Origin of the sequence: Corynebacterium rouxii, assembly GCF_902702935.1 — a bacterium.
GTDB lineage: Bacteria > Actinomycetota > Actinomycetes > Mycobacteriales > Mycobacteriaceae > Corynebacterium > Corynebacterium rouxii.
The window spans coordinates 1,335,326-1,348,051 of the sequence record NZ_LR738855.1; the positions used below are offsets into that span (position 1 = coordinate 1,335,326).

General features: G+C 47.6%; 12 protein-coding genes. All 12 read right to left on the reverse strand.

Annotation, left to right across the window (positions count from 1 at the left end):
* Positions 1–275: 275 nt before the first annotated feature.
* Complete coding sequence (gene whiA, locus CIP100161_RS06680) at positions 276–1,262, reverse strand: DNA-binding protein WhiA (protein ID WP_155872988.1); 987 nt, start codon at positions 1,260–1,262, stop codon at positions 276–278.
* Positions 1,263–1,349: 87 nt separating this feature from the next.
* On the reverse strand, positions 1,350–2,321 hold the full coding sequence (locus CIP100161_RS06685; RefSeq protein WP_155872990.1) for a gluconeogenesis factor YvcK family protein: 972 nt from the start codon (positions 2,319–2,321) through the stop codon (positions 1,350–1,352).
* Positions 2,322–2,339: 18 nt separating this feature from the next.
* Complete coding sequence (gene rapZ, locus CIP100161_RS06690) at positions 2,340–3,239, reverse strand: RNase adapter RapZ (RefSeq protein ID WP_155872992.1); 900 nt, start codon at positions 3,237–3,239, stop codon at positions 2,340–2,342.
* Between the two features lie 5 nt (positions 3,240–3,244).
* Complete coding sequence (gene uvrC, locus CIP100161_RS06695; protein WP_155872994.1) at positions 3,245–5,308, reverse strand: excinuclease ABC subunit UvrC; 2,064 nt, start codon at positions 5,306–5,308, stop codon at positions 3,245–3,247.
* Between the two features lie 9 nt (positions 5,309–5,317).
* The gene (locus tag CIP100161_RS06700) at positions 5,318–5,878 is read right to left on the reverse strand and encodes a PH domain-containing protein (RefSeq protein WP_155872996.1); all 561 of its coding nucleotides are present in this window, start codon (positions 5,876–5,878) and stop codon (positions 5,318–5,320) included.
* 138 nt (positions 5,879–6,016) lie between these two features.
* Complete coding sequence (gene ribH, locus CIP100161_RS06705) at positions 6,017–6,484, reverse strand: 6,7-dimethyl-8-ribityllumazine synthase (RefSeq protein ID WP_155872998.1); 468 nt, start codon at positions 6,482–6,484, stop codon at positions 6,017–6,019.
* Positions 6,485–7,768 carry a bifunctional 3,4-dihydroxy-2-butanone-4-phosphate synthase/GTP cyclohydrolase II gene (locus CIP100161_RS06710; protein ID WP_166443191.1) on the reverse strand — a complete coding sequence of 428 codons (1,284 nt, stop codon included), beginning with the start codon at positions 7,766–7,768 and terminating at the stop codon, positions 6,485–6,487. It abuts the gene before it with no gap.
* A 69-nt stretch (positions 7,769–7,837) separates the two neighbouring features.
* Positions 7,838–8,446 carry a riboflavin synthase gene (locus CIP100161_RS06715; protein ID WP_155873002.1) on the reverse strand — a complete coding sequence of 203 codons (609 nt, stop codon included), beginning with the start codon at positions 8,444–8,446 and terminating at the stop codon, positions 7,838–7,840.
* A 58-nt stretch (positions 8,447–8,504) separates the two neighbouring features.
* Positions 8,505–9,509 carry a bifunctional diaminohydroxyphosphoribosylaminopyrimidine deaminase/5-amino-6-(5-phosphoribosylamino)uracil reductase RibD gene (gene ribD, locus CIP100161_RS06720; RefSeq protein WP_155874553.1) on the reverse strand — a complete coding sequence of 335 codons (1,005 nt, stop codon included), beginning with the start codon at positions 9,507–9,509 and terminating at the stop codon, positions 8,505–8,507.
* 94 nt (positions 9,510–9,603) lie between these two features.
* A complete protein-coding gene (gene rpe / locus CIP100161_RS06725; RefSeq protein ID WP_155873004.1) occupies positions 9,604–10,278 on the reverse strand; it encodes a ribulose-phosphate 3-epimerase in 675 nt (224 codons plus the stop codon).
* Between the two features lie 40 nt (positions 10,279–10,318).
* Entirely contained in the window at positions 10,319–11,788 is a 1,470-nt protein-coding gene (locus CIP100161_RS06730) for an RsmB/NOP family class I SAM-dependent RNA methyltransferase (protein WP_155873007.1), read from the reverse strand.
* Positions 11,785–12,720, reverse strand: a complete 936-nt coding sequence (gene fmt / locus CIP100161_RS06735) for a methionyl-tRNA formyltransferase (RefSeq protein ID WP_155873009.1) — start codon at positions 12,718–12,720, stop codon at positions 11,785–11,787. The genes CIP100161_RS06730 and fmt overlap by 4 nt, the downstream gene beginning before the upstream one ends.
* Positions 12,721–12,726 lie beyond the last annotated feature (6 nt).

Consider the following 12,726-nt stretch of genomic DNA (forward strand, 5'->3'; position numbering starts at 1 on the left):
TCCCTTCGTTTTCAAAGTGTACCTATATCTGTTCAGACTTGCAGAAGTTTTTTGCCCACACGTAATGCCCTTCCACGACTAAAAGAGCTAAATCTGGGGGTGCAATACCGAGCAAATGTTGCTTAGTTTTGCTTTATGTCCGTTTATGACCGGCGATTTGTTGATAAATTACCCCGTTTTGGAGGCATAGAATTCACATCACGAACCATGACTTACGCCCACCCTTTGCCACATTAAAAGCCGATGTGAAGGTTATCACATCGGCTTTTAATGTTTTAGAAGTCGTCTAGCAGTTCCTCGGTTACGACCACTGATGTATCAGGAATTCCCATATCAGAAGCTTTTTTATCCGCCATATGGAGTAATCTGCGAATTCTTCCAGCAACAGCGTCTTTGGTAATCTGGGGATCTGCTAATCGGCCAAGTTCCTCCAAGGATGCCTGTCGATGTTGCACACGTAATTGGCCGGCTTGAGCCAAATGGTCGGGAACGTCATCTCCAAGAATTGTCATCGCTCGTTCTACGCGCGCTGCTGCAGCTACCGCTGCTCGCGCCGATCTACGAAGATTTGCGTCGTCAAAATTAGCTAATCGGTTTCCTAAAGGTCGCGCTTCTCTTCGTGCTCGCTTTTGATCCCACACAAGTCGCGTTTTATGCGCTCCCATTCGAGATAGCAATGCCCCAACTGCCTCACCATCTCGAACAACAACTTTTTCTACACCACGAGTTTCTTTGGGTTTAGCCGACAGACCCAATCTGCGAGCGCATCCAACCAAAGCTAAAGATGCCTCTTGGCAAGGACATGCAACTTCCAAACCTGAAGTCCGACCTGGGTCAGACAGCTGGCCTGCGGCTAAAAAAGCACCACGCCACGCAGCCTCAGCATCAGAAATTGATCCAGATATAATCTGCGGCGGTAGCCCTACTACGGCATGGCCATTACGCGTTACTAACCCAACTCGACGAATTAAAGTTTCTGCGTCTTCGGGGATTCGAACCACATGCCGTGGAGTCCGCCGTGTCGCCATCGGACCTAAATCCACCAACTTGGCAGGAATAGCAAATAAATCCTCTATTTCTTTCGCAACACGAATTGCCACGGCTTCGTTATCTAGTTCGATTTCTATAACAGTCTTCCCAAGCGCATTATCAATAGACCCGGCAAATCGAATGATCGAAGCAAGTTCGGCGATGCGAGACCTCTGTTTTGTAGATGACACCTTAATTAGTTCATCTTTAACTTGGGCAGAAAGAGCTCCCACGTATCCGTTCCTTCACGTTTTAGTTAATGTCTGGTGCATAATGGGATAAAGCTAAGGGCAAAAATTCATATTAACGTGCCCAATGCTCTAAAGCTGCAAACGTAACGCTTCAGCCAATTTTGCGGGGTCATGACGATGAATTCGTCGCCCACTAGGATCAGTTTCGCTTAAATCATGATACGAAATCTGCGCACCAAGCACTGCTGCAGCTCGTTCCAGATGAACTCTTTCGCCTTTGTGCGGAATTAAACCCTCGTCTACTAAAATTATGTCTGCTTTCAACGTCTGGGCATGTTGAGACAGGATATGGATATGTCGTTCAGCGGTAAAACCAGCGGTTTCTCCCGGCTCTGGACTTAGATTAAGCACTACTACTCGCAAAGCTTTAGTACTAGCCAATGCCGTAGGAATTCCTGGAACCAAAACATGTGGGATAACGCTTGAGAACCATGACCCAGGTCCTAAAGTCACTAAATCCGCGTTTACAATAGCTTCGACCGATTCCTCAGTTGCCTCTGGCTTTTCTGGAATAAGGCGGACACGCCGCACAGTACCTGGCGTTGATGCGACTGCAACTTGGCCAATAACTTCTCGCATTATTCGCGGATCGTCATCGAGTCCTGAGACTTCTGCGGCAATTTCTAATGGCTCAGCACATGCTGGCAGTACGCGCCCTTCAGCTTTGATGACTTTTGCTACCGCATCTAAAGCAGCAATTTCGCTTCCTAAGGTATCGCACAAACCAGCAATAATAAGGTTACCTACTGCGTGGCCTGCTAATGCTCCATGCCCACCAAAACGGTGTTGGAGGAGCGTTTCCCATTGCAAACCTTCATCGTCAAAAGGAGCGAGTGCTGCAAGTGCCATCCGCAGATCTCCAGGAGGAATCTGTCCTAGCTCACGACGAATTCGCCCTGATGAGCCGCCGTCATCGGCTACTGTTACGATTGCGTCGATGCATGCAGGATTAAGCTGCCGAACGGCACGAAGGGTTTGAAATAGGCCGTGGCCTCCGCCCATGCTCGCAATTTTGAGTTTCGAGGTGTCTGTTTTATTCACTATGAGACTCAATCCTCACTAATTTCTAGCGATATCTCGGTGGTTAACGCTGACGTCAAGATCCGGTACCTCTCGTAACCGACGCGCTAATTCCTCAGCTATAGCTACTGAACGATGATGGCCGCCAGTACATCCAACGGAAACTGTAATAAAATTCTTGCCTTCATGTTTAAAGCCAGGTCGCATGTCCCGTAGCATTCGCGTGAAATTGTCAAGGAATTTCTGAGCACCCTCATCTGCTAATACATAATCAGACACAGGTTTGTCCGTTCCTCTAAACGGACGCAGTTCAGGTACCCAGAACGGATTTGGTAAGAACCTAACGTCGATAAGCAAATCCGTGTCACGCGGAGAACCGTGTTTAAAACCAAAAGATTGCACCGTAACATGCTGTAGCTTATTAGCGATCCCGTTGAAATTGAGTTCGATACTACGCCGAAGATCATGAATGGATAGGTCTGAGGTATCGATGACAACATCTGCTGACTCTTTAATTTGATTCATAATCTCACGCTCACGCTCGATTCCCACAAGCAAAGTACCGCTTCCCTGAAGCGGGTGAGTTCGGCGCAAATTATCAAATCTCTTGATCAAAACGTCATTTCGCGCATCCATGAATACGACCAAAGGTTTTAAACCGAGTCCCGAAAGCTCCGAAATCACTTCTTCCAGGCTACCGCTAAATTCCTTCGACCGAACATCTGAAACAATGGCGATTTTATCGACTGGTGAATTTGGATCAGCACACAACTCAACGAGTTGGACCACAAATTGCGATGGGATGTTTTGAGTTACATACCAACCCATATCTTCAAGTACACGGGCTGCCGAACTTAGTCCTGCACCAGACAGACCTGTAATTACTACTGGTGGGATTTCTGTTCGAGGCTCGACATCAGTTCTTACGTTGAGGTTCATAGCGCCTATTGTACTGAGGAGTCATCTGAGTTCGGGTGCAATGCAACATAAATACTATGAGCAAGTGTAGGACCAATTCCTTTTACCATCGTAATTTCTGATTCCGAAGCCTTTTTTAGTTCTTTGACCGAACCAAAATGCGCCACTAAAACTTTTCGACGTGCTGGACCTAGACCATTGATATCGTCAAGAATAGACCGTCGCATCCGTTGCGATCGCTGTTGTCGATGAAATGTAATAGCAAATCGATGCGCTTCGTCTCGCAGCTGCTGAATAAGGTACAAACCCTGTGAATTTCGTGGAAGAATCAATGGGTCTTCTTCACCAGGTAACCAAATTTCCTCTAAGCGCTTAGCAATTCCGATTAATGCTACATCCGTAATACCCAATTCATCGAGTACATCTTGTGCCGCAGCCACTTGGGGCGCTCCACCATCAACAATGAATAATTGAGGAGAATAAGCAAACCGCTGTTTCGTCGCCATATTGTTTTCTTCCGCCAATGATTCATCTTCAAATCGTGAGCCATCAAACTCATCTTCTTGAGGAACCGCAAGACGATCGCTTTTGTAGCGTGCAAACCTTCGGCGAACAACTTCTGCAATAGAGCCAACATCGTCGGACCTACCATCGCCAGCCGCCTCTTTAATTTTGTAACGACGATAGTCCGACTTTTTCGGCAGTCCATCTTCAAAAACCACAAGTGAAGCTACTACGTCTGTGCCTTGAATATGAGAAATATCTGTACATTCAATGCGCAGAGGTGGTTCGTCTAGGCCCAGAGCTTCATGAATCTCTTGTAGCGCAGCGGACCGCGCAGTTAAATCCGATACCCGCTTAATTTTATGCTGCCGTAAAGCTTCTTGGGCATTCGCAAAAACTGTATCTGCTAAAGCTCGTTTGTCGCCACGCTGAGGTACGCGCACATCCACATTCGAATGACGCAAACTACGCAAAACTGCGGCAGTTTGCTCAACATTTGCAGGAGCTTTATGTATTAAAACTTCTTTAGGTACCACAGAGGAACTAGCACGACGAATGGCAAGATCACGCTCATGGGACTGTTTATCGACACCTCGCCGAGCAACTGTCAGCTCTTTATTGGATACTTGGTCTTCATGCGCTACTTCATCGGAATAGAACCGAATAAGGAACGACTGTAATAGCTCTTCTAATTCACTTTCAGAATTGTCGGTACGCTCAACAATCCAACCACGCTGGCCTCGAATCTTACCGGCCCTCACATGAAATAACTGAATAGAAGCCTCAAGATCATCAGCTGCGACTGCGATAACATCTGCGTCGGTACCATCGCCAAGAACTACTGCTTGTTGTTCCGTAATTTTACGAACTGCATTCAGATCATCGCGTTTACGAGCTGCTTTTTCAAAATCTAGAGCTTCTGAAGCCGACATCATCTCATTAGTTAAGCGCCGTACGACCGAATCTGTATTGCCCGCCATGAATGAGCAAAATCCATCTACTATTATTCGATGTTCGGATTCACTCACTCGACCAATGCACGGAGCTGAGCACTTGTCGATGTACCCCAACAAACATGGCCTTCCTAATGCCTCATGCCTATTAAATACGGCTTTGGTACAAGTTCGAATGGGGAAAACACGTGTCAGCAAATCCAAAGTTTCTCGAACAGCCCATGCGTGCGAATATGGGCCGTAATATCGCACTCCTTTTCGCTGCGGACCACGATAAAAATAGGCACGGGGAAACCTCTCGCCTACTGAAACTGCAAGTACTGGATACGTTTTATCATCGCGATATTTAACGTTGAAATAAGGATCAAATTTTTTAATCCAAGTATATTCCAGCTGGAGCGCTTCTACTTCAGAGGCAACGACTGTCCATTCCACTGAGGTGGCTGTGGTTACCATTTGTCGCGTGCGCGGATGCAGGACGCTTAGATCTTGAAAATAATTGGACAACCGCGATCGTAGGTTGATTGCTTTACCTACATAAATGACCCGACCTTCGGGATCACGAAACTTATAGACCCCCGGTTCCGTTGGAATGGTGCCGGGGGCTGGACGATATGTAGATGGGTCAGACACTGCTGTAGCTTAATCCTCTGGCATAAATTGAGACTCAAGGATACGAAAATCTTCAATGGCTGAGATTGATCGTGCACCATCTCCAGCTTGAATAGCCCACAATGGGACATATTCAAATTCTGGCAGTTCAAGGCGAGCAAATTTACTGCCTTGTGGGAAGTTCAAACCGTATATAACGGACCAAGGATAAAACCGAGTACCCACGAAATTTCGAACTTCTACTCCGTCTTCATTAGCCCGAACGCGTGGCCGTGCAAAAGCGAAATAAAATGCTGACGCAAATACAAGACCAACTAAGAAATAACCCCATTGATCAACGAGCGTCACTGTAGTACCAGTGTCCCCGATCGCTACGACAACCGCCAAGAATATGTGAATCGCTAAAATAAAAGCAGCACCACTCCACGCCCATCTCCGCAGATAAACAGAATTAATTTCTAAGTCCCACGGCTTACCCGTCGTCAGTGGAGCGTCTAAAGCAACATATTGCTGAATTTCCTCATCACTAAGCCTAATGGCACGTTGAGTAGATGGATTATCACCGTTGCTGTTGCCAGAGGATGCAGTCACAATTTTTACCTTAATTCACTGAAATTTTTCTCATTCTGAAAGCACTTATCATGCATTTTCCTTCACACGACTCTAGTACTTAAGACACCACGGCTTCAATCGTAAAGATCTCAGCTCACATAGCAGCGGTGTTTTACCTTATGGTAAATTCCGTAGAACAAGCGCCGTATGCATGGCCGCAATGGTGGCCTCCGCGCCCTTATTCTCATTGGAACCATCAAAACCAGCACGGTCAATTGCCTGTTCTTCATTCAAAGTAGTAAGTACTCCGTTACCGACTGGCACTCCGCTATCTAAAGAAATACGTGTAAGCCCTTCCGTCACCGAGTCGCAAACGTATTCAAAATGAGGAGTACCTCCTTTGATCACACAACCATTAGCAACCACCGCGTCACAGGTCTGAGCGAGTTTTTGCACTACGATCGGCAACTCCAGTGCACCGATCACCCGTGTTTCGATAACCTTTGCACCGCAGTCCTTTGCCGTACGAATCGCTTCAGCATGAAGCTGATTACAGACCTTTTCATTCCACGTTGCTGAGACTATTCCGACAACAAGACCCTCTCCTGCTACCGAAGATACATTGGGCAGTCCCTCTTTGCTCACTTAGCTTTGTTCCTTTTTGTATTCGGTAATCCATGGCAGATCATGGTTCATTCGATCCCGCTTTGTGGTCAAATAACGAATATTGTCTTCGTGCACTTCCACTTTGACAGGCTCTCGTCCATTTACTGTTACCCCGTAGCGTTCCAGCTCAAGGAATTTTTCTGGATTATTCGTAAGTAGACGCACTGACTGCACACCAAGATCTCGTAGAATGTGTGCAGCAACGGAGTAGTTACGCGCATCAATTGGCAGGCCTAATGCCTTATTTGCGTCAACTGTATCGGCGCCTTCATCTTGCAGATGATACGCCTGAAGTTTACGCAGTAATCCGATTCCACGCCCTTCATGTCCACGTAAGTACACCAAGACTCCACGCCCTCGCTCGGAAATAGCACGTAGTGACGCCTGTAATTGCGGTCCACAGTCACACCGACGAGAACCCAATACATCTCCGGTCAAGCATTCAGAGTGGACTCTAACGAGAACGTCGTTGCCTCCATCAGAGGAAATATTCCCAGAGACCAGCGCAATATGTTCTACTCCGTCAACGATTCCACGATAACCGACCGCGGTAAACCGCCCGAATTCAGTGGGTAGTTGAGTTGACACGGCGCGTTCAACAAGCAGTTCATGTCTACGCCGCCATTCAATAAGTTGTTCAATCGAAATAAGCGCAAGATCATGACGATCCGCAAATCGTCGTAGTTCAGGTGCGCGTGCCATATCTGTGGGATCGTCTTCGCTGACAACTTCACATAGCACACCTGCTGGATTCAAACCTGCCATTCGAGCTAGATCGACAGCCGCCTCAGTATGCCCTGCACGTTCGAGCACACCTCCTGCTTTCGCACGTAGTGGAACCACATGTCCAGGACGGGTGAAATCATGAGGCCCGAATTGACTGTCAGCAAGTTTTCGCAAAGTATCTGCGCGACTAGTTGCAGAAATACCAGTTGTTCCCGTATTCGCATCTACCGTGACAGCATATGCAGTACCCCGTGTATCTTCGTTTTGAGATGTCATTGGTGGAAGCTGGAGTCTATCGCACTCTTCCGGTATCAAAGAGGCACATATATAACCCGAAGAATATCGCACCATAAAAGCTACTAACTCGGGCGTTGCTTTATCAGCTGCAAAAATTAAATCGCCTTCGTTTTCACGATCCTCTGAGTCGACTACGACCACAGGCTTTCCATCTGCAATATCTGCGATGGCCCTTTCGATGCTGTCCAAAGTTACCCCTGGATGATCGTTATTCTGCTGATCTGACGGGAGAGCCTCAATGTTATGAGGAGTACCGCTTCGGGTTATATCCACCCGCACTACCTTACTCGTTTCTCGCTATTCGTGATGTTATTTATTTCCCGCAAGCATTCGCTCGACATATTTTCCAACAATGTCTACTTCTAAATTCACAACCTCGCGAAGCTTTAGCTCACCGAGCGTAGTGTGCTCCAAAGTGGTGGGAATTAACGAAACTTCAAACCAATGATTCTCTGCAAGAGGCTCGCTTATCGACGACACCGTCAATGAAGTTCCGTCAACAGCAATCGAACCTTTTTCAACCACATACTGCGAAATCTCTACTGGAAGGCTAAAACGCAATACATCCCAATGTTCCGAATGATCCCGAGACAACAGTACACTAGTGCCGTCAACATGCCCTTGCACGATATGTCCCCCTATGCGAGCATCCGCACGCATGGCACGTTCCAGATTCACATTGCTGCCGATTCGGAGTTGCCCCAGACTAGAACGATCGAGAGATTCTTTCATTACATCAGCTGTAAAACCAATAGTGTCATAATTAATAACTGTCAAGCACACACCGTTGACTGAAATTGAATCGCCTTGCCTGATATCAACCATAAGGGCTGGGGCTGAGATACTGAGAACGAGTGAGTCGCCTTGCTCTTCCACTTCAGTAATCGTTCCGATTTCTTCAATTAACCCAGTAAACATTTCGCTAATCCTTTTATTTTTTCGATGAGATTTTGCCGCAACCGCTCAGGCATCCAGATCAAATATTAATTACTTGAAGGATATCGTCCCCGAGCATCGAAATAGATTGAGTACTTCCTCTTAACGCACTTGCTATCGTAGTACCAACACTTTCCGCAGATTTCTTCTCCCCCTCTTGCAAAAGGGAAGCTCCTCGGGTTAAGAGCATGGGCGCACTATAAGAATGTAACTGGTCCAGATTTCCGCTTGTTAAAAATCCATGCAATAAATGTGGACCACCTTCAACCAGCACATAACGCGCTCCTAGGGCCCAAAGTTGTACCAATGCCTCTTCGATTGTCGAAAACTGTAAGAATCCTGATCGAGCTAACTGCGTGCTCTCAGAAATTTTACTCGTTCCGATAACCACCTTTAGAGGCTGATGTGGCAATAAGGTGCCATCGCCGTTTCGAGCTGTCAAAGCTGGATCATCAGCTTTGACAGTGCCGGTTCCGACAATGATCGCATCAAAATGCTGTCGTTGCCGATTGGCATAATTACGCGCTGCACTGCCTGTTATCCATTTTGAGCTATGGTCTTCTGCAGCAATAAAGCCGTCTAGAGTGTGAGCAGTTTTACCTACAACATACGGCCAACCACGATCTTTAGATGTTTGCCAAGGGATGAGTGCGGCAACATTGAGATCTAAAAAGGTCACCCTTAACCCTTGACGCCGAAGATACTCCGCCCCACCCTTCTCTAGCGAACCGGTATCTGGCATGAGGTAGACCACGTGCTTAATACCGAATTCAGAAATAGCATGACTACATGGGCCAGTTCTTCCCCAATGATTACACGGCTCTAAAGTGACCACTAATGTGCCACCTTCCGCATACTCCCCCGCTTGTCTCAATGCCATTACTTCAGCATGAGGGCCACCGGGTGGTTGGGTATGTCCCCTTCCTATAATCGAGCCATCGCTAGACAGCACCACTGCTCCAACCGGAGGATTAGGGTGTGTAGCCCCCCAAGCTTTTTCTCCTTCTTGCACTGCTGCGATGATGGCAGGATAAATGATGTTCATTTCGGTGCTGAGAACCGTTGTCTCCGCATACATGGTGTTCAACGGCAGCTCGGCACTAAGCGGCACTCCGTAATTCAACTACAAATCTTTCCGGCTAAGCACGACTGCACGCGCGTTCTCGTAATGCGTCAATGGCGCCATTACGGTCATTACTGCCAAAGACAGCTGAACCGGCAACAAAGGCATCGCACCCTGCTTTTGCAGCTTGGTGAATTGTGGACTCCGAAATACCACCGTCAATTTCGATAGTAACAGCTAGATTACGTTCATCAATAATTCGACGAAGTTGACGAACCTTTTCTAATTGCTCCGGCATAAACTTTTGTCCACCAAATCCAGGCTCGACACTCATGACCAAAACTTCGTCAAACTCTTCTAGAATATCGAGATAAGGATCAATCGGAGTACTTGGTTTTAGTGAAAACCCGGCTCTTGCACCCTGTTCTCTAATGTGACGTGCTAGATCAACCGGATTGTCTGTTGCTTCCACATGGAAAATGACAGTAAAGGCACCAGCTTCAATATACGAGTCCACCCATTTTTCTGGATTTTCGATCATTAGATGAACATCAAGGGGCTGCGAGGTGCTCATCCGTGCAGCACGAGTGATATCTGCCCCAAAAGATAGATTTGGCACAAAATGACCGTCCATCACATCAACGTGAATCCAGTCGGCATGGCTAACCGACTGGATTTCCTCTTCAAGCTTACGAAAATCTGCAGCTAGAATTGATGGCGCAATAATCGGACATTGTGGAGTCTGAGTCATAGCTTCAGTCTAGCGTGCAAACCATAAGCTCGAAGCGACGCTACCCCATCTCACTATTTTTACGCAGGACTGCGAAAAACATCGCATCAGTGCCATGCCGATGTGGCCACATGTGTACCGACTTATATTCACCAGTGTTTTCCATGCTAGGAACGAGCTCCGCAGCGTTGAGCTCCTCGACTTTGTGAGAACGAAGCATTCGATCCACAATCTGTCGTGTTTCTCTTAAATCTGGTGAACACGTTGAGTAGACAACGATTCCGCCAGTTCGTACAAGCCGCAAAGCCGAATCGAGCAACTGTGATTGGAGCTTTGTCAGTTCCTCAATGTCAGACTCTTGTTTTCGCCATCGTGCTTCAGGGCGTCGTCGCAATGCTCCTAGTCCAGAACACGGTGCATCAACTAATACCCGGTCATATCCTGGCGCTAAACCTGGGGAGCGTCCGTCACCCACGGTAACTTTGACAGGCAAACCTCGAACAATGTTTTCGATCAGTTTCGCACGGTGCTCGCTTACCTCGACGGCATCTACCGTCGCACCGTCAATACGTGCTATTGCGCCAAGCAATGCTGCTTTTCCGCCGGGACCAGCACACAGATCAAGCCATTTTCCTTGATCGTCTCCAGATATTGGAGCCTCGGTCACCGCTCGCGCAATCAGTTGACTGCCTTCATCTTGCACCGCAGCCAAACCTTCGTGAACTGGTTCCAACGCTCCTGGATCACCAGATTCTAGGTAGACAGCATAGGGAGAATACTTACCTTCATCACCTCCAACGATAAGTGCAAGCTCTTCTGCGCTCATCTCCCCTGGCCGTGCTACCAAGTGCACCTTTGGACGCTCAGAATCTGCCGATAATGCAGCCTCTAGCTCATTCATTCCGACAATCTGGGAAAAGCTTCGAGCGATCCAAGCAGGGTGTGCATGCTGAAATGCGATTGACTCGATCTCACCAGATGGGGTTAATTTTTCGATCCACGATTCAGGAGATGTTCTTGAAATTGTACGGAGAACACCATTGACAAATCCTTTTGCGCGATCTTGACCAATCGCCTCCATGATTCGCACGGTTGTATCTACAGCTGCATGAGCACCCACCCGTGTGTACAAAAGCTGATAGGTACCAAGGCGCAGCGCTGCTCGCACTTCCGATTTTAATGCTTCAAGTTGCCGTGAAGAACATTCTGCGATCACGGTATCGATAACACCTTGTGTTCTTAAAGTTCCATAGGTTAGTTCCGTGGCAAATGCTGCATCGCGACCAGAAAGCTTGGACTGCTTGAGGACTTTTGGAAGTGTGAGATTCGCATACGCCGCATCAACCTCAACTCGTTGGATTACCCAAAAAGCAACTGACCGCGGTAGGTCAATGCCTCTAAGTGGCTTCCATCGCGGATCGGATTGCGTTGATCTCATTGTTTGTCGAGACTTATTTGTAGATTGCTTCTTTTCACTGCGTGCGGGGGGCTGGTCTCCTGAGCGTGCACGGGATCGAAAACCACCACTCATGACAGCACCAAGCCTTCTGTATTTTGCAATCCGCGAGCCCAATCAGAGGCCTTCATTCGTTTCTTCCCTTGTGGCTGAATTTGATCAAGCTCAATATTACGATCGCCAGTTCCTACTAACACACGGTTTTTTTCAATTTTCATGTGTCCTGGTTGTAAATCTGCATCTTCTGACACACTGACAGGGCCAATTTTAAAGCGCTGGTCACCTAGAAAACTCCAAGCCCCTGGGCCTGGTGTTACAGCACGAATATGCTTATCGACGGCTTCGGCTGGGTGTGTCCACTGAATTCGCGCATCCTCTGTTGTTATTTTTGGTGCATACGTTGCTTCGCCAATTTGCTCACTATATGTAGCATTTCCTTGTGCCAAATTATCCATGGTGTTAACCAAAAGATCTGCACCTGAGTACGCCAACCGAGTGAGCAAATCGTCAGCGGTATCAGTTGATTGAATCGGCTCGTGAATGACTCCAAGAATACGACCCGTATCAAGTCCTTTATCAATTCTAAAAGTCGTGGCACCCGTCGAAGTATCTCCAGCTGCAATAGCAGCCTGAACTGGGGCTGCACCTCGCCAACGCGGCAAGATCGAGAAATGCAGATTAATCCATCCATGTGGAACAGCCTGTAAGAGATCCTCAGTAATGAGGTTTCCGTATGCAACTACTGGAACACAGTCGGGCGCCAGTTCCGCAAGACGAGCCCGAAATGCATCGCCATCAGGCGTATTTGGCTTGATCGTAGCCGGAGTTAGTACTTCGATACCGTGTTGTTGCGCAAGCTCCGACACAGGTGAAGGGTGTAGAGTCCTTCCACGTCCACGACGAGCATCCGGACGGGTCAATACCGCTACTACTTCGTGTTCGCTTTCGAGCAATCGGGATAGAGCTACAACTGCAGGCTCAGGTGTTCCAGCAAAAATTAGACGCATACTTTC

Bases quoted from the DNA above. Each gene is read 5' to 3' on its own strand.
- rapZ (WP_155872992.1), bottom strand. From the start codon at position 3,239: ATGAACCTCAACGTAAGAACTGATGTCGAGCCTCGAACAGAAATCCCA.
- CIP100161_RS06715 (WP_155873002.1), bottom strand. From the start codon at position 8,446: ATGTTTACTGGGTTAATTGAAGAAATCGGAACGATTACTGAAGTGGAA.
- ribD (WP_155874553.1), bottom strand. From the start codon at position 9,509: ATGAACATCATTTATCCTGCCATCATCGCAGCAGTGCAAGAAGGAGAA.
- rpe (WP_155873004.1), bottom strand. From the start codon at position 10,278: ATGACTCAGACTCCACAATGTCCGATTATTGCGCCATCAATTCTAGCT.
- CIP100161_RS06730 (WP_155873007.1), bottom strand. From the start codon at position 11,788: ATGAGTGGTGGTTTTCGATCCCGTGCACGCTCAGGAGACCAGCCCCCC.
- fmt (WP_155873009.1), bottom strand. From the start codon at position 12,720: ATGCGTCTAATTTTTGCTGGAACACCTGAGCCTGCAGTTGTAGCTCTA.